Here is a 16283-nt window from a genome sequence, read left to right on the forward strand (position 1 = left end):
ATTAGCATGGCATCGGGTGAAATCAACTCTGTTCAAGCGCATTCCGAAAAGTGTGAGGCGGTTTTGGCTTCGCCGAACTCCGTTTCGCAGTCCAATGCGCGACCCCGTCCTATGCAACCGATTGAAGGACGGTCACGTGCGCATGACGGCTTTTTGAGCGCTGCGTGAACGCCAAAAGTGTAGGATGGTCAAAGGTTTGCGGCTCGGACTCAGCGACCGCATAGCGAAGCGACCTTTAATAATGGCATCCTTATGGCCCGTGCCGCCATTTAGAGCCCACGACATTGCGGTGCACCCCTGAGGGCTTACGCACCGCTTAACGGCCCGATTGTGTGGCCTGTGGCTTCCTTTGCGAAGTCCTTAAGACTGACGGTTTGACAGATGAGATTACCTGAGCGGCTGGACGCGCGGACAACGGCGCTGTTCCTCGATATCGACGGCACCCTGGCCCATATTCGACCGCGTCCGGAGGATGTCGGCCCGGAACCGCGCCGGACCGACCTGCTGGGCCGGGCGCGTCGGGTGCTGACCGGACGGCTGGCCATATTGTCGGGGCGTTCGATTGCGGAGATTGACTATATTACCGGTAATACGGTGCGGGCTGTGGCGGGTGTGCATGGGCTTGAGCGCCGCGATGCGGAGGGGGAGCGTCGCGATCAGATACTGACCGAGGCGGTGCGCCACGCGCTGGAACAGGCGTTGCTGGTGCTGGGGGCGCTGGCGGAGCAGAAGCCCGGTGTCCTGATCGAAACCAAGGGGCAGTCGATCGGTGTACACTACCGCCTCAATCCGCAGGCAGAGGGCATGGTGCGCACCATCACGGCCAATATCGCGCAAAATTCGCCTCTGGTGCTGCAACCGGGCGACCGCGTGGTCGAGCTGCGCGCGCCGGGCCCGGACAAGGGCGATGCCCTACGTGCCTTTATGAATGAGCCGCCGTTTGAAGGCTTCAGGCCGGTGTTTGTCGGCGATGACCTGACCGACGAACACGCCTTTCGGGCTGCCGCGCAACTGGGCGGCTTCGGCATATTGGTGGGGGAGGCGAGGGACAGTGCCGCGTCCTTCCGTCTGCCCAATGTGCAGGCCGTGCTCGACTGGCTGGAAGCGGGGGTAACCCATCATGCCTGATCAGTCGCCCTCCGTGCCGGTCACCGCGACCGCCTCCGCCCCGCGCAGCGGACCGCTCAGCCATACGCTCGATCTGGGGCTGATCGGCAATGGCACGGTGTCGGCCCTGATCGACGACCGCGGTAACTGGGTATGGGCCTGCATCCCGCGCTTTGACGGCGACCCGGTGTTCAGCAACCTTTTGAGCGGTGTGGCGGCGAACGAGGCAACAGCAGAGGGCGTGTGGGCCATCGACCTCATCGGCTTTGCGCGCGCCGAACAGGCCTATGAACGCAACAGCGCCGTGCTGCGCACCGTTCTCACCGACGAAAAGGGCGCGCAGCTTGAGATTCTCGACTTCTGCCCGCGCTTTCGCCACCACGAGCGGCAGTACCGCCCCGTGGCCTTCTGCCGTCTGCTGAGGCCGTTGAGCGGTGCGCCGCGTATTCGGGTACGATTGCGGCCCATGCGCGACTATGGCGCGCAGCGCGCGCCGCATTCCTTCGGCTCCAACCATATCCGCTTTATGGGCACGGACACCGATCTGCGCCTGACCACCAACTGCCCCGTGTCGCACCTGCTGAATGAGCGCACCTTCCGCGTCGAGGAGCCGCTGGCCTTCTTCCTGGGGCCGGATGAGCCGTTTTCAACCGGTATCCTGCAAGGGGTGCGCGACATGTACGAGCAGACCGACGCCTACTGGAAGCGCTGGGTGCGCACCCTGTCCCTGCCGCTGGAGTGGCAGGAGGCGACCATCCGCGCCGCCATCGCCCTGAAGCTATGCGTTTATGAAGAGACGGGCGCCATTGTAGCGGCCATGACCACCTCCATTCCTGAAGCCCCGGATTCCGGACGCAACTGGGATTACCGCTACTGCTGGATCCGCGACGCCTATTATGTGGTGCAGGCCCTGACGCGGCTGGGGGCCGTCGATATCCTCGAAAACTACCTGAAATATCTGCGCAATATCGTCGATCAGGCGGGCGACGGGCCGATCCAGCCCGTCTATGGCATCGGCTTCGGCCCGGAATTGCCGGAAACCGAGGCGACGGCCTTGCCCGGCTATGGCGGCATGGGGCCGGTGCGCGTCGGCAATCTGGCCTATATCCAGCATCAGCACGACGTCTATGGGCAGATCGTCCTGTCGTCGGTGCACGCCTTCTTCGATCAGCGCCTGCTGCAACCGGGGACGGAAAGCGATTTTCGCGCGCTGGAACGCATGGGCGAGCGGGCTTTGGAGGTGTTTGACAAGCCCGATGCCGGCCTGTGGGAATACCGCACCCTGTCCAACATCCATACCTATTCGGCCCTGATGTGCTGGGCGGCCTGCGACCGGCTGGAAAACGCGGCTCTGGCGCTGGGGCTGGTCGACCGCGCCGAGGTGTGGCGGGGCCACGCCCGCACCATCCGCGCCGCTATCGAGTCGCGCGCCTTCTGCGGCGAAGGCGGCAGTTTCAGCGCCTGTTTCGACCACGCACAACTGGACGCCAGCCTGCTTCAGATGATCGACCTGCGCTTTTTGACGCCTGACGATCCGCGCCATTTGGCGACGCTGGCGGCTGTCGAGGCCGGGTTGCGGCGCGGCGAGCACATGCTGCGCTACGCCGTGCCCGACGATTTCGGCGAGCCGGAAACGGCGTTCAACTTCTGCACCTTCTGGCTGATCGAGGCCCTGCACCATGCGGGCCGCAGCGATGAGGCGCGCACCCTGTTCGACGGGATGCTGAAACGACGGACGGCGGCCGGTCTGCTGTCCGAGGATACGGCCTACGACGACGGTCAGCTGTGGGGCAACTACCCGCAAACCTATTCGCTGGTCGGGATCATCAACTGCGCCGGGCTGCTCAGCCGCCCGTGGCGCGATGTCAGGTAAGGAGTAGAAGTCATGGGGCGACTAATCGTTGTATCCAACCGCGTCAACCCGCCGAGCGACGCCAGCGTCGGCACGCAGGGCGGGCTGGCCATGGCCCTGTCGGCGGCCCTGCGCGAAGAAAACGGCATCTGGTTCGGCTGGTCCGGGCAGACGACCGAGGCCTTTACCGGCCATCTGTCGATCCAGAAGATCGGCGGCGTCACCGTGGCCCTGACCGACCTGGAGGCGCAGGACGTACAGGAATATTACAACGGCTACGCCAACCGCACCCTGTGGCCGCTGTTCCATTACCGCACCGACCTCGTGGCCTTTGAGCGCAGCTTTGACGAGGGCTATTTGCGCGTCAATCAGCGCTTTGCCGATACCCTGTTCCCGCTGGTCGAGAAAGAGGACCTGTTGTGGGTGCAGGACTATCACCTGCTGCCGCTGGCCTCGATGCTGCGCAAGCACGGGGTGAGCAACCGCATCGGCTTCTTCCTGCACATTCCGTGGCCGGCCATGCGCGTGTTTCAAACCCTGCCCAAGCATCGCGAGCTGGTCGAAACCCTGTTCGACTATGACCTGCTCGGCTTTCAGACCGAAGACAGCCTCAATGCCTTTCAGGAATATGTGGTGCACGCCGCTGACGGCGAGAGGTTGCCCGATGGCCGTCTGCGCGCCTTTGGCAAGACGATCCGCGCCGGGGCCTTCCCCATCGGTATCGACAGCGAGGACTTTACGGCGGCCGCCACCTCGGACAAGGCGCTGGCCTTCTACAATCTGATGCGCAATTCGCAGGCCGGGCGCAAGATGATCACCGGGGTCGATCGGCTCGACTATTCCAAGGGGCTGGAGGAGCGTTTTCTGGCCTATGAGCAGTTCCTCAACAACCATCCGCGCATGGAAGGCGAGGTCTTCCTGATGCAGATCGCCACGGCGACGCGCGAAGAGGTCAATACCTATCAGGAACTGCGCGCGCGACTCGACAGCCTGTCCGGGCGCATCAATGGCGAACACGCCACCATTGACTGGGTGCCGGTGCGCTATGTCAACCGCGCCTATCGCCGGGATGAGCTGGCGGGTATCTACCGCGCCTCGCACGTCGGGCTGGTGACGCCGTTGCGCGACGGCATGAATCTGGTGGCCAAGGAGTTTGTGGCGGGGCAGGACGAACGCGATCCGGGGGTGCTTATCCTGTCGGAATTTGCCGGGGCGGCGGCGCAGATGCAGGCGGCGCTGATCGTCAACCCGTTCGACCGTCAGGCCATGGCCGAAGCCATTGCCGAGGCGGTGCATATGCCGCTCAAGGAACGCAGGCAGCGCCACGAAGACCTGATGCGCGGCGTGATGGCCGAGGACGTGGTGTGGTGGCGCAACGACTTTGTGGCCAAGCTGAAAGACGAAGGCGAGGTGACGCCCGACGGCGACACCTTTCCGGAAGACCAGCCCGACGACAGGGTCGTGACATTGCCTGTGGCGAGCTAGATCTCCTCCCCATTGCTACGCAATAGGGAGGAGGCGACATAACTTACGCTGCGGCCAGTTCGCTCAGGGCCTTGGCGGCGCTTTCAATCGCCGCGGCCTTGATGTCCGGACCGAAGGCCATGGCTTCCGAGCGGATAAAGGTCACGTCGGTGATGCCGATGAAGCCCAGCAGCGTGCGGATATGGCCTTCCTGAAAATCCATCACCGAGGCGGGGCCTTCCGAATACTTGCCGTCGCGCGTTTCGATGACCACGGCCTTCTTGCCCTTGACCAGACCTTCCGGGCCGGACTCGGTGTAGCGGAAGGTGCGACCGGCGCGCAGCACGTAGTCAAACCACGTCTTCAGCAGGGCCGACATGCCGAAATTATACATCGGCGCGCCGAGGACGAGGATATCAGCCGCCTCAAGTTCCGACACGCGCGCTTCGACGGTTTCGGCCAGGGCCGAGGCTTCGGCGCTTTCGCCGATATTGCCGAAGAAGCCGTTGATGTTCGAGGCGCTCAGCACCGGCAGCGGGTTGAGGCCGAGGTCGAGTTCGATGAACTGCGTTTTGGCGTCGGCCTTCAGCAGGCTATCCTTGTAGGTTTCGACCAGCTGGCGCGAGATCGAGCCTTCGCCCTTGATCGAGGAGTTGACGATGAGAACCTTGGACATGGTAGTCTCCTTGCGTAAAAGATAACCGTAACAGATACGATTCTATATTTGGGGTGAGCCTAACCCGTCAAGAGGGGACGGGTCAGACGTCAGGGGTTAAAACCGCCCGGCCTGATAGTCGGCAAAGGCCTGATAGATTTCCTGCGGCGTGTTCATCACGAACGGGCCGTGGCGGGCGATGGGCTCCTTCAGCGGCTGGCCCAGCACGACCAGCACACGGGCACCGTCAATCCCGCCGGTGAGCGGCAGTTCGGCCCCTTCGGTGAGAACCGCCGCCTGACCGCGCGCCACGCTCTGACCGTTGATCAGGGCATCGCCATCGAAGACATAGGCGAAACCGGCATGGCCTGCGGGCACAGGCAGGGTGAGGGCAGCCCCGCCGTCCAGCGACACATCGGCGATAAACGGCTTCGTCGTCGGCGACTGGATCGGCCCGGTCTGCCCCTGATAGGTTCCGGCCAGCAGCTTGACCCAGGCATCCGAATGGCGGACCACCGGGATGGTGTTCGCGGGCACGTCCTTATACTGCGGATTGAGCATCTTTTCCTTGGCGGGCAGGTTCAGCCACAGTTGAAAGCCCTGCATCAGGCCGTCTTCCTGCTCCGGCATTTCGGAGTGGACGAGGCCGCGTGCCGTGGTCATCCATTGCACGTCGCCGGGGCCCAGAAGGCCTTCATTGCCCTTGGAATCCTTATGGCGCATCCGCCCGGCAAGCATGTAGGTGATGGTTTCAAAGCCGCGGTGCGGGTGATCGGGGAAGCCGGCAATATAGGCCTGCGGGTCGTCCGAGCGGAACTCATCCAGCATCAGGAAGGGATCGACCTCCGGCAGGGCCTGCGTGCCCAGAACGCGGGTCAGCTTGACGCCCGCGCCATCGGTGGCCGGCAGGCCGCGCACGAGGCGGGTAACGCTGCGTTGTGTGGTCATGGTGGTGTCTTTCCAAACGGGGGAGCGGGGGCTCCCCGTGTTGACGAGACGTATAGCCGGGTTTATGCGTTGTCAGAAGCCTGCAAAAATGAACCCCGGTGTTTCACTCAGAGCAACGCTGGAAGGAAGGACACCCATGACCCCCGGAGTCGATCTCGACGATCTCAACGCCTTCTTTCTGGTGGTGGAAACCGGCTCCTTTGCGCGGGCGGCCGACCGGCTGGGGGTGGCCAAGTCCATCGTCTCGCGTCGCGTGGCGCACCTCGAAGACCAGTTGAAGGCGCGGCTTCTGACGCGCACGGCGCGCGGCACCCAGACCACCGATGTCGGGGCGCTCTATTACGCCAAGGCGCGCGAAGCCATGGCGCAGCTTGAGGCGGCGCAGGAGGCGGTCAATGACGCCATGCTGGAGGTTGCCGGGCCCATTCGCCTGTCCGCGCCGCTGACGTTCGGCGTGTCGCACCTGGCCCCCGTCCTGACCGAATTTGCCGTGCGCAACCCGCGCATCGAGCTGGATGTCAGCTTCGATGATCGCCGCGTCGATGTGCTGGCCGGGGGCTTCGACGTGGTGATCCGTATCGGCGAACTGACCGACTCGACGCTGATCGCGCGCCGCATCGGGCATATCAACGGCATGATCGTCGCCAGCCCCGACTATCTGAGTAAGAAAGGTACGCCGCAGACGCCCGACGATCTGGGGCAACTCGATTGCCTGCTCTACACCAATGTCGCCCCCGGCGACGTCTGGCGCTTCGTCGTCAATGGTGAGGAGCGCATGGTGCGTATCCCGGTGCGCCTGCGCTCGGACAATGGCGACATGCTGCTCAGCGCGGCGGTGGCCGGACTGGGCGTGGCGCGCCTGCCGGCCTTTATCAGCAGCGAGGCCATTGCGTCGGGGCAGGTGGTGCCCATCCTGCCGGAGTATAATACCACCGTGCCGCTATGCGCCGTCATGCCGCCCGGACGTTCGCGCACGGCGCGGGTGCGGGCGCTGGTCGATTTTCTGGCCCTGCGCTTCGCCAATGAGGTCTTGTAAACGCGCCGCCTACGGAAGATTGTTGCGGGTGCGAAAAGGGGCTTGTCAGGCTTGGTGAAACGTTTAAGTTCATATTTGACAACACGGAGGCGGTGATGGAACCGGAGGATTTCGACCGGTTGAGCGAAGGGGCGGCGGCCTTTCTGGGCCTGTCCCTCAGCGCGGACAGTCAGGCGGCGGTGAGCGCCACTTTGCGGCTTCTGCATCAGCACGCGGCCATTATCGAGGATGCGTTTAAGGACGCCGAGGCATGAGCGACACCCTCAGCGCGCTCGATCTGGCCGACGCCATTGCCCGCCGCGAGATCACGGCGGAGGCGGTGGTGCGTCAGGCGGTCGAGGCGGCGCTGAGTGATCCCTTTTGCGCCTTTACCCGCGTCTTTGCCTCCGAAGCCGTGGCCGCCGCGCAGGCCGTTGATCGCGGTGAGATTTCGGGGCCTCTGGCCGGGGTGCCCTTCGCCGTCAAGGACCTGTTCGACGTGGCGGGGCAGGTGACGACCGCCGGTGCTAAATTGCGCCTTGGCGCGGCAGCGGCGACGCAGGATGCGGAGGTAGTGCGTCGTGTGAAGGCCGCCGGTGCTGTGCTGATCGGCACGCTGAATATGGACGAATTTGCCTACGGCTTTGCGACGGTCAATGCCCATTTCGGCACCACGCTGAACCCACATGATCCGTCGCGGCTGGCCGGGGGCTCCTCCGGCGGGTCGGCGGCCGCGGTAGCGGCGGGGTTTGTGCCGCTGAGCTTGGGCTCAGACACCAATGGCTCGGTGCGCGTGCCCGCCTCGCTGTGCGGCGTGTGGGGGATGCGCCCGGCGCAAGGGGCGGTGCCGCTTTCAGGCGTGTTTCCGTTTGTCGAAGCGCTCGATACGGTCGGGCCGTTTGCCCGCAGCAGCCGTGACCTGCGCCGCCTGTACGAGGTGCTTGCCGGTGAGGCGCTGACCGGGGACAATCAACCGTTGCGCGTTGCGCGGCTGGACGGCTTTTTTGCGCGCAATGCCGCCCCGGAAGCCGTGAGCGCCGTCGATACACTGATGGCGCATCTGGGGGGCAGCGCCGTCGCCGATCTGCCGCAGGCCGAGGCCGGGCGTTCGGCGGGCTTTGTGATGACGGCGGCGCTGGGTGGGGCGCTGCATCTGGACACCTTGCGGGGGCGGGCGCAGGACTATGATCCGGCGGTGCGCGACCGGCTGATCGCCGGGGCCATGCTGCCCGCGGCCGTGCTGGATAAGGCACTGCGCTATCGTGATCATTATCGTAAGATTTTCTATCAACTGTTTGATCAGTTTGACGTTCTGATTACCCCGGCGACGCCCTGTTCCGCCCCGTTGATTGAGGCGGGAACCATCCTGATCGACGGCAAACCGGCCCCGGCGCGCGCGCATCTGGGGATTTATGCGCAGGCCATTTCGCTGACCGGCGTGCCGGTGATCGCCGCGCCGCTCAAGACCGAGGGCCTGCCCATCGGCCTGCAAATCATCACGCGACCGGGCCTCGAAGGCGCGCTGTTCGACCTGATGCACCGGCTGGAGGACGCGGGCGTCTTGGGCTTTACGCCACCGGGAGGGCGCGCATGATCCATACGGCGGCATCGCTCAGGGGCATGGTCACGGCGCCGCACCATCTGGCGGCGCAGGCGGGGCTCGATATCCTCAAACGCGGCGGCACGGCCATCGAGGCAGCCGTGGCCACGGCAGCAGCGCTGGCCGTCGTCTATCCGCACATGAATTCCATCGGCGGCGACAGCTTCTGGATCGTGCGCGAACCCGACGGGTCTGTGCACGGCGTCAGCGCCTGCGGCGCGACGGCGCAAGGGGCCACGCTCGACCTCTATCAGGGCCATGACCGCGTACCCTGGCGCGGGCCTTTGGCGGCCAATACGGTTGCTGGCACTGTCTCCGGTTGGGAGGCGCTGTTGCAGCGGGTGGCCGATCCCCTGCCGCTGGAGGCGCTGCTGGAAGCGGCCATCCATTACGCCGAAACGGGTGTTGTGGTGACCAAAGGCGGAGCCGACATCGCCGCTGCCAAGGACGCCGAGCTGAAGGATCAGTACGGCTATGGGGCGGCGTTCCGGTCTGATCATCAACCCTTGAAAGAGGGCGCGATCCTCACGCAACCGGCTCTGGCGACCACGCTGAAAGCGCTGGCAGCCAGGGGACTGCGCGATTTCTACGAAGGCGATCTGGCGCGCGTCATTGCGGCCGATCTCGGTCGCGCCGGGTCGCCGGTCTCTGGCGACGATTTGCGCGCCCACCGCGCCACGACGCCCGTGCCGCTGACCACGCGCCTTCGTGGGACGCAGCTTTACAATATGACCCCGCCGACGCAGGGCTTTGCGTCCTTGCTGATACTGGCCCTGTACGACCGGTTGGGGGTTAAGGGACACGACCATTTCGACCATCTGCACGGCCTGATCGAAGCCACCAAACAGGCGTTTTTGCTGCGTGATCAGCATATTGGCGACCCGGCCTATATGGATTTCGACGCGCAGGCCCTGCTGTCCGACGCAGCGGCGCTCGACGCGCTGGCGGCGACCATCGACCGCGCGCAGGCCCTGCCGTGGCCCTATGAGCCGCAACAGGGCGACACGGTGTGGTTCGGGGCTATTGACGCCGAAGGTCGTGCCGTAAGTGCCATTCAGAGCACCTATTTCGAGTTCGGTTCGGGCCTCGTCCTGCCGGAAACGGGCATTATCTGGCAGAACCGCGGGGCGTCGTTCCGTCTGGCCGAAAGCGGCTGGAACGCCCTGAAGCCGGGGCGCAAGCCGTTTCACACGCTTAATCCGGCGCTGGCGGTCTTTGAGGACGGACGGGTGATGAGCTATGGCACGATGGGCGGTGAGGGGCAGCCGCAGACGCAAGCCGCTGTTTTCAGCCGTTACAACGCCGGTATGCCCTTACAAGCCGCCCTCACCGCGCCGCGCTGGCTTCTGGGCAAGACCTGGGGCGAGGAGAGCGTCTCGCTCAAGCTCGAAGGCCGGTTTGAGGCGGAGTTAATTGAGAGCTTAAAGAAAGCGGGGCATCAGACGGAAATCGTAGCTGATTTCACCTCTATGATGGGTCATGCCGGGGCGCTGGTGCGTCATGCCGACGGGCGTATCGAAGGGGCCACCGATCCGCGTTCGAATGGCGGGGTGGCCGCATGGTAGAGGTGGGCGGATACCGCGCCGTCGCCCGCTGCGACGCCCTCAGACGCCCGCCGTTCAGCGAGGTGGCGGACAGCCTGTTCCGGCCTTACCTCAGCGAGGCGCACCGCGCGACGCTGGCGCAAGTACGCGAGTGGATGGAGGCGGCGGGCATGGCCGTGCGCCTTGATCCGGCAGGCAATCTGATCGGGCGGTATGAGACCGCCACTATACCTCCCCAGCTTGCTGGGGAGGGGGACCGCACGACGCGCGCAGCGCGAGATGCGGTGGTGGGGGCCGACTCCGATGTTAACCCCCCTCCGCCGATTCCGGCGGTATCCCCCCTGATATCAGGGGGGATGCTAAAACAGAAATCCCTCATCCTCGCCTCGCACATCGACTCGGTGCGCGACGCCGGGGCCTATGACGGGCCGCTGGGGATCATGCTGGCAATCGAGGTCGTGGCCGCCCTGCACGCGCAAAACAAGCGCCTGCCGTTTGCCATCGAGGTCTATGCCTTTGGCGACGAGGAGGGCTCGCGCTTTCCGGCCTCCATGCTCTGTTCGCGCGCCGTGTGCGGGCAGGTGGCGCGGGCCCAGCTTGATGTCGCCGACCGCGACGGCATCACCTTAGCCAGGGCGCTGAGCGATTTTGGACTGGATATCGATCGTTTTACGGAGGCGCGCCGCGACCCGTCCGAGCTGATCGGTTATGTCGAAGCCCATATCGAACAGGGGCCGGTGCTGGAGGCCGAAGGGCTGGCGCTGGGCGTGGTCACCGCCATTGCCTGTCAGAGACGCTATGCGGTGACGGTCACGGGCGTCGCCGGTCACGCCGGGACCAACAGTATGGTCCTTCGCAAGGACGCGCTCACCGCCGCAGCGGAAATGGCGCTGGCGGTCGAAACCATAGGTCGCGCTGGGCTGGACGATCTGGTGGCCACGGTCGGGCGCTTCACGGTCGCGCCCAATGCGCCCAATGTCGTACCGGGCGAGGTGGTCTTCACCATCGACGTGCGGGCGGGCGAAGAGGCCCCGCGCAACGTCGCCGCCTCTGCCATCCTCAGCCGCATCGAGGCCATTGCCGCCGCGCGCGGGGTGACGGTGGCGCACCAGCTGATCCACGACCTCCCCCCCGCACCCTGCGACCCGTCAATGATGGATTTATTGTCCGAAGCCGTGCGTGAGGCCGGTCACACCCCGCGCCGTCTGGTGTCAGGCGCGGGCCATGACGCCATGGTCTTTGCCGGTGTGACGCCCACCGCCATGCTGTTTATTCGCTGCAAGGACGGAATCAGCCACAATCCTTTGGAAGCCGTCGAGCCGGCCGACGCCGAAGCGGCGTTTCAGGCGCTCTACGGCCTTGTACTCAAACTGGGGGAAGCCTCCGCATGACCGACTATTTCGGTGAGATCAATCCGCCGCAACGCCTGCTGATGGGGCCGGGGCCGGTCAATGCCCACCCGCGCGTGCTGCGCGCCATGTCGGCGGACCTTCTGGGGCAGTTCGACCCGGAAATGACCGCCTATATGAACGAAACCATGGCGCTCTATCGGCAGGTCTTCCGCACGCAGAACCGCTGGACCTTGCTGATCGATGGCACAGCGCGGGCGGCGATCGAGGCGGCGCTGGTGTCGCTGATCACACCGCAATCGAAGGTGCTGATCGTGCGCTTTGGCCGCTTTGGCTTGCTGCTGACCGAAATTTGCGAGCGGCTGGGTGCGGCCTATGCGACGGTGGATGCGCCCTGGGGTGAGGTGGTGCCGATGGCCGCCATCCGCGAAGAGGCGCTGGCGTACCGTCCGGATGTGATCGCCTGCGTGCACGGCGACACCTCCACCACCATGGCGCAGCCGCTGGATGGGCTGGGTGAGTTGTGCCGTGAGATCGGGGCCTTTTCCTATGTCGATGCCACGGCGACGCTGGGCGGGATGCCGATTGAGACCGACGGCTGGGGCGTCGATATCGTTACGGCGGGCTTGCAGAAATGTCTGGGCGGGCCGTCGGGTTCGGCGCCGATCACGATTTCCGACCGCGCGGCCGAGTTCATCTTTTCGCGCCGCCACACCGAAAAGGGCATCCGCGCCGCCGATGCCGAAGACGGCCACCGCCCGCGTATAGGCTCCAACTATTTCGATCTGGCCATGATCATGGACTACTGGTCCGAAAAGCGGCTGAACCACCATACCGAGGCCACGACCATGCTTTACGGGGCGCGCGAATGCGCCCGCGTGGCGCTTCAGGAGGGGCTTGAGGCCCGCTTTGACCGCCATACAAGGGCCGGGGCGGCTATGACGGCGGGGCTGCGCGCCATGGGGCTGCGCGTCTATGGCGATGACCGCTACCGCATGACCAATGTGACCGGCGTGTACATCCCCAAAGGCCTTGATGGCGGGCGCGTGCGTCAGCGGATGCGCGAAGACTTCGAAATCGAGATCGGCACGGCCTTTGGCCCCTTGCAGGGGCAGATCTGGCGCATCGGGGCCATGGGCTATAACGCCATGAAGTCCAAGGTGCTGACGACCCTGGCCGCGCTTGAGGCCTGTCTGGTCGCCGAAGGGGTGGCGGTCAATCTGGGGGCTGCGGTCCCCGCCGCGCGGGAGGTGTGGGGATGACCCCGCGTGACCTGATCGGCTATGGTCCGACACCCCCCGATGCGCAGTGGCCGGACGGGGCGCGCATCGCTGTGCAGTTCGTTATCAATTACGAAGAGGGTGGCGAAAACTCGGTCCTCAATGGTGACAAGGGGTCTGAGGCCTTCCTGTCCGAAATGGTGGGTGCCCAAAGCCATATCGGCGCGCGGGCCATGGCCATGGAAAGCCTTTATGAATACGGCGCGCGCGCCGGTTTCTGGCGGCTGCACCGCATATTTACCGAACGCAAGGCCCCGGTCACCGTCTATGGCGTGGCCACGGCGATGCAGATGAACCCGGCGGCGGTTGAGGCCATGCTGACCGCCGAGTGGGAGATCGCCAGCCACGGCTACCGCTGGATCGACTATCAAAACGTGCCGGAAGAGGTGGAGCGCGACCATATCCACAAGGCCGTAGAGCTGCACACGCAACTGACCGGGGCGCGGCCTCTGGGCTGGTATCAGGGGCGCACCTCGCCCCAAACGGCGCGGCTGGTGGTCGAGGAGGGCGGCTTTGTCTATGACGCCGACTCTTACGCCGACGATCTGCCCTATTACGACACGCGATACGGCAAAGCCCAACTGATCGTGCCCTATACGCTGGACGCCAACGATATGAAGTTCGTGGCCTATAACGGCTTTGCCGACGCCGAACCCTTCTATCGCTACCTGCGCGACACGTTCGATCAGTTGTACGCCGAAGGCAGCCGCATGATGTCGATTGGCCTGCATGGGCGCATTGCGGGTAAGCCGGCGCGGGCCGCCGCCGTGGCGCGCTTCCTCGACCACGTGCTGAGCCACGACAAGGTGTGGGTGACGCGTCGCATCGACATCGCCCGTCACTGGCTGAAGGTGCATCCCCATGCAGCTTAACGATCCTGTTCTCCTGAAAGAGGTGACCGAGGCCTTCTACGCCTATGAGGCGGCGCTGATGGCCGACGACATCCCGGCCATGGACCGCCTGTTTCGTGAGGCCCCGGAAACCATCCGCTTCGGCGTGGGCGAGGTGCTGTACGGCATCGAAGCCATACGCGCCTTCCGCCAGGGCCGGGGCGGCTCGCCGCAGCGCAAACTGGGCCGGGTCGAGATCACCGTCTATGGCGACGCCTTCGCTACCGCCCATGCCGAGTTTTTCCGGGACAACGCCGACCGTAGGGGGCGCCAGTCGCAGGCCTGGGGGCGCTTTGCCGACGGTTGGAAGGTGGTGTCGGCGCATGTGTCGATTGAGGGGGCGACATCATGAGCGATTTCAACCAATTGACTCGTAAAGCCTTTATCGAACGCTTCGGCCTGTTGTTCGAGCACAGCCCGTGGATCGTGGCGCAGGCCGAGACGATGCGGCCGTTCAAAGACCTAGCGGCGCTGCACGCCGGGTTGACGAAGGTGGTGGCGCACGCCGGGCCGGAGGCGCAACTGGCCCTGCTGCGCGCCCACCCCAAGCTGGCCGACAAGGCGCAGGTGAAGGCCGGTCTGACGAAGGAGTCGGCTTCGGAACAGGCGTCGGTGGGGCTCAATGCCCTGACGGAGGCCGAATTTGCGCGGTTTCATGAGTTGAACACCGCCTATGAGGCGCGCTTTGGTTTCCCCTTTATACTCTGTGTGCGGCTGGCCGGGGGCAAGGCGGATATCCTCGCGGCGATGGAGGCGCGGCTCGGCAACGACCCGCAGACAGAGTTTAGCACGGCCCTGGCGGAGGTGGATAAGATCGTCTGGCTGCGCCTCAAAGATGTGGAGGGCGCATGAGCCTCGAAGCCCATAATGCCCGCGTCCGGCACGACCTTGAGGCGCTGGGCTATCCCGGCAGCGACTGGCTGAGCCCGGCGACGCATCCGGAAGGTCCGGTGCACGACGTCATCATCATCGGCGGGGGGCAGTCGGGCCTCAGCGCCGCCTTCGCGCTGAAGCGCGAGCGCATCCACAACCTGCTGATCCTCGATGAGAGCGCCGAAGGCTTTGAAGGACCGTGGGAAACCTATGCCCGCATGATGACCCTGCGCACGCCCAAGGGCATCACCTCGATAGATATGGGCGTCCCCTCCCTGACCTTCCGCGCCTTCTGGGAGGCGCAGCACGGGGCCGAAGGCTGGGCGCGGCTTGACAAGATACCGCGCGGCGACTGGATGGCCTATCTGCGCTGGTACCGCCGCGTGCTGGACCTGCCGGTCAGAAACGGCGTGCGGGTCAGCGATATCGAGCCCATAGACGGCCTGTTCCGCGTGCACGCTTCGGATGGCAACTATCTGGCGCGCAAGGTCATTCTGGCCACCGGGATTCAGGGCGGCGGCGGCTGGCATACGCCGCAGATGATCAGGGGCCTGCCGCGGCATCTTTACGCTCACACCTCTGAGCCCATCGACGTGGCGGCGCTGACAGGCAAGCGCATCGGCATTTTGGGAGGCGGGGCCTCGGCCTTTGACAATGCCCACCATCTGCTCGACGCCGGGGCCGCCGAAGCGCACGTCTTTGTGCGGCGTGAGGCCCTGCCGCGCATCAACCCTATCCGGCACATGGAGGCGGCGGGCCTGATCCCGCGCTTTGCCGCGCTCAGCGACGGCGAAAAATACGCCGCCATGTCGCACTTTTTCAAATTCAATCAACCGCCGACCAATGACACCTTCAACCGGGCGGCGGCCTTTGCGGGCTTCCGCCTGCACACGGGTTCGCCCTGGCAGGGCGTGCGCGAAGACGGGGGGCAGGCGGTGGTGACGACGCCCAAAGGCGAGCACGCGTTCGACTTTCTGGTCATTTCCACCGGTCTGGTCACCGATCCGGCGCTGCGGCCCGAACTGCGGCGACTGGAGCCGGGCATTGCGCGCTGGGCCGATGTCTATGCGGCCCCGGAGGCGATCAGGAACCCGCTGCTTGACGCCCATCCCTATCTGGGCGCAGGCTTCACCTTCACCGGGCGCGACCCTGAGTGGCAGGCGAAACTGCATGGCCTGTTTGCCTTCAACTATTCGGCCCTGATCAATTTCGGCCTGTCGGCCTCGGCCCTGTCAGGGCTGAAATACGCCCTGCCGAAGCTGGCCAGCGCCGTGGCCGATCAGTTGTTCCTCGATCAGAAGACGGCCTGCCTCGACGCCTATTTTGCCTATGATGAGCCGGAATTTGTCGGCGAGTGGAGCGCCTCATGAGCCTTTCGACTCACGTCCTCGACACGGCCCACGGCACCCCGGCCCAGGGGGTCGGGTTGCACCTCCTCAGCGGGCGCGAAGTGCTGTTTGCCGGAAAGACCGATGCCGATGGCCGCTGCCCGGAGTTGCGCGAGCTGAGCCTGAGCGCCGGGCGGTACCGGCTGGAATTCGATGTGGCCGACTATTTCCGGGGTAAGGGCGTGACGCTGGCCGAACCGCCGTTTCTCGACCGCGTGGGCATCGACTTCGGTATGGATGGGGTGGGGCATTACCACGTGCCGCTGCTGGTCAGTCCCTATGGCTATTCGACCTACAGGGGGAGCTGATGGGGCGTTC

16 protein-coding genes are annotated in these 16283 nt (G+C 64.9%); 14 read left to right on the forward strand and 2 right to left on the reverse strand.

Annotated elements, in window-relative coordinates; translation table 11 throughout:
• Positions 1 to 381 precede the first annotated feature (381 nt).
• The 3 genes from otsB to otsA are packed head-to-tail and all read left to right on the forward strand — an operon-like array spanning position 382 to position 4444.
• Entirely contained in the window at positions 382 to 1128 is a 747-nt protein-coding gene (gene otsB / locus PQU94_RS11105; protein ID WP_272741536.1) for a trehalose-phosphatase, read from the forward strand.
• Positions 1121 to 2980 (forward strand): glycoside hydrolase family 15 protein, encoded by a 1860-nt coding sequence (locus PQU94_RS11110; protein ID WP_272741537.1) that lies wholly within the window; start codon positions 1121 to 1123, stop codon positions 2978 to 2980. Before otsB ends, PQU94_RS11110 begins: the two co-directional genes overlap by 8 nt.
• Before the next feature lie 12 nt (positions 2981 to 2992).
• Entirely contained in the window at positions 2993 to 4444 is a 1452-nt protein-coding gene (gene otsA / locus PQU94_RS11115) for an alpha,alpha-trehalose-phosphate synthase (UDP-forming) (RefSeq protein ID WP_272741538.1), read from the forward strand.
• A gap of 43 nt (positions 4445 to 4487) precedes the next feature.
• Here otsA and PQU94_RS11120 read toward each other — a convergent pair whose 3' ends face one another.
• Positions 4488 to 5099 carry an FMN-dependent NADH-azoreductase gene (locus PQU94_RS11120; RefSeq protein WP_272741539.1) on the reverse strand — a complete coding sequence of 204 codons (612 nt, stop codon included), beginning with the start codon at positions 5097 to 5099 and terminating at the stop codon, positions 4488 to 4490.
• 96 nt (positions 5100 to 5195) lie between these two features.
• A complete protein-coding gene (locus PQU94_RS11125; protein ID WP_272741540.1) occupies positions 5196 to 6026 on the reverse strand; it encodes a pirin family protein in 831 nt (276 codons plus the stop codon).
• 136 nt (positions 6027 to 6162) lie between these two features.
• Between PQU94_RS11125 and PQU94_RS11130 the strand changes: the two genes are divergently transcribed.
• From PQU94_RS11130 to uraH, 11 genes are all read left to right on the forward strand, one after another.
• The gene (locus PQU94_RS11130) at positions 6163 to 7062 is read left to right on the forward strand and encodes a LysR family transcriptional regulator (protein ID WP_272741541.1); all 900 of its coding nucleotides are present in this window, start codon (positions 6163 to 6165) and stop codon (positions 7060 to 7062) included.
• A gap of 95 nt (positions 7063 to 7157) precedes the next feature.
• Positions 7158 to 7316 carry a hypothetical protein gene (locus PQU94_RS11135; protein ID WP_272741542.1) on the forward strand — a complete coding sequence of 53 codons (159 nt, stop codon included), beginning with the start codon at positions 7158 to 7160 and terminating at the stop codon, positions 7314 to 7316.
• Positions 7313 to 8635 carry an AtzE family amidohydrolase gene (locus PQU94_RS11140; RefSeq protein WP_272741543.1) on the forward strand — a complete coding sequence of 441 codons (1323 nt, stop codon included), beginning with the start codon at positions 7313 to 7315 and terminating at the stop codon, positions 8633 to 8635. Before PQU94_RS11135 ends, PQU94_RS11140 begins: the two co-directional genes overlap by 4 nt.
• Positions 8632 to 10206 (forward strand): gamma-glutamyltransferase family protein, encoded by a 1575-nt coding sequence (locus tag PQU94_RS11145; RefSeq protein WP_272741544.1) that lies wholly within the window; start codon positions 8632 to 8634, stop codon positions 10204 to 10206. Before PQU94_RS11140 ends, PQU94_RS11145 begins: the two co-directional genes overlap by 4 nt.
• A complete protein-coding gene (locus tag PQU94_RS11150) occupies positions 10200 to 11576 on the forward strand; it encodes an allantoate amidohydrolase (protein WP_272741545.1) in 1377 nt (458 codons plus the stop codon). The genes PQU94_RS11145 and PQU94_RS11150 overlap by 7 nt, the downstream gene beginning before the upstream one ends.
• Positions 11573 to 12796, forward strand: a complete 1224-nt coding sequence (locus PQU94_RS11155) for a pyridoxal-phosphate-dependent aminotransferase family protein (protein WP_272741546.1) — start codon at positions 11573 to 11575, stop codon at positions 12794 to 12796. Before PQU94_RS11150 ends, PQU94_RS11155 begins: the two co-directional genes overlap by 4 nt.
• A complete protein-coding gene (puuE, locus tag PQU94_RS11160) occupies positions 12793 to 13686 on the forward strand; it encodes an allantoinase PuuE (RefSeq protein WP_272741547.1) in 894 nt (297 codons plus the stop codon). Before PQU94_RS11155 ends, puuE begins: the two co-directional genes overlap by 4 nt.
• Entirely contained in the window at positions 13676 to 14056 is a 381-nt protein-coding gene (gene hpxZ, locus PQU94_RS11165; RefSeq protein WP_272741548.1) for an oxalurate catabolism protein HpxZ, read from the forward strand. The genes puuE and hpxZ overlap by 11 nt, the downstream gene beginning before the upstream one ends.
• On the forward strand, positions 14053 to 14556 hold the full coding sequence (uraD, locus tag PQU94_RS11170; RefSeq protein ID WP_272741549.1) for a 2-oxo-4-hydroxy-4-carboxy-5-ureidoimidazoline decarboxylase: 504 nt from the start codon (positions 14053 to 14055) through the stop codon (positions 14554 to 14556). Before hpxZ ends, uraD begins: the two co-directional genes overlap by 4 nt.
• Positions 14553 to 15947, forward strand: a complete 1395-nt coding sequence (locus PQU94_RS11175) for an NAD(P)-binding domain-containing protein (RefSeq protein ID WP_272741550.1) — start codon at positions 14553 to 14555, stop codon at positions 15945 to 15947. The genes uraD and PQU94_RS11175 overlap by 4 nt, the downstream gene beginning before the upstream one ends.
• Entirely contained in the window at positions 15944 to 16273 is a 330-nt protein-coding gene (uraH, locus tag PQU94_RS11180; protein WP_272741551.1) for a hydroxyisourate hydrolase, read from the forward strand. The genes PQU94_RS11175 and uraH overlap by 4 nt, the downstream gene beginning before the upstream one ends.
• The last annotated feature ends 10 nt before the right edge of the window (positions 16274 to 16283 follow it).

It is taken from the genome of Asticcacaulis currens (genome assembly GCF_028550395.1).
GTDB lineage: Bacteria > Pseudomonadota > Alphaproteobacteria > Caulobacterales > Caulobacteraceae > Asticcacaulis > Asticcacaulis currens.

Coding starts and splice junctions, on each gene's coding strand:
- otsB (WP_272741536.1), top strand. CDS start 382: ATGAGATTACCTGAGCGGCTGGACGCGCGGACAACGGCGCTGTTCCTC.
- PQU94_RS11110 (WP_272741537.1), top strand. CDS start 1,121: ATGCCTGATCAGTCGCCCTCCGTGCCGGTCACCGCGACCGCCTCCGCC.
- otsA (WP_272741538.1), top strand. CDS start 2,993: ATGGGGCGACTAATCGTTGTATCCAACCGCGTCAACCCGCCGAGCGAC.
- PQU94_RS11120 (WP_272741539.1), bottom strand. CDS start 5,099: ATGTCCAAGGTTCTCATCGTCAACTCCTCGATCAAGGGCGAAGGCTCG.
- PQU94_RS11125 (WP_272741540.1), bottom strand. CDS start 6,026: ATGACCACACAACGCAGCGTTACCCGCCTCGTGCGCGGCCTGCCGGCC.
- PQU94_RS11130 (WP_272741541.1), top strand. CDS start 6,163: ATGACCCCCGGAGTCGATCTCGACGATCTCAACGCCTTCTTTCTGGTG.
- PQU94_RS11135 (WP_272741542.1), top strand. CDS start 7,158: ATGGAACCGGAGGATTTCGACCGGTTGAGCGAAGGGGCGGCGGCCTTT.
- PQU94_RS11140 (WP_272741543.1), top strand. CDS start 7,313: ATGAGCGACACCCTCAGCGCGCTCGATCTGGCCGACGCCATTGCCCGC.
- PQU94_RS11145 (WP_272741544.1), top strand. CDS start 8,632: ATGATCCATACGGCGGCATCGCTCAGGGGCATGGTCACGGCGCCGCAC.
- PQU94_RS11150 (WP_272741545.1), top strand. CDS start 10,200: ATGGTAGAGGTGGGCGGATACCGCGCCGTCGCCCGCTGCGACGCCCTC.
- PQU94_RS11155 (WP_272741546.1), top strand. CDS start 11,573: ATGACCGACTATTTCGGTGAGATCAATCCGCCGCAACGCCTGCTGATG.
- puuE (WP_272741547.1), top strand. CDS start 12,793: ATGACCCCGCGTGACCTGATCGGCTATGGTCCGACACCCCCCGATGCG.
- hpxZ (WP_272741548.1), top strand. CDS start 13,676: ATGCAGCTTAACGATCCTGTTCTCCTGAAAGAGGTGACCGAGGCCTTC.
- uraD (WP_272741549.1), top strand. CDS start 14,053: ATGAGCGATTTCAACCAATTGACTCGTAAAGCCTTTATCGAACGCTTC.
- PQU94_RS11175 (WP_272741550.1), top strand. CDS start 14,553: ATGAGCCTCGAAGCCCATAATGCCCGCGTCCGGCACGACCTTGAGGCG.
- uraH (WP_272741551.1), top strand. CDS start 15,944: ATGAGCCTTTCGACTCACGTCCTCGACACGGCCCACGGCACCCCGGCC.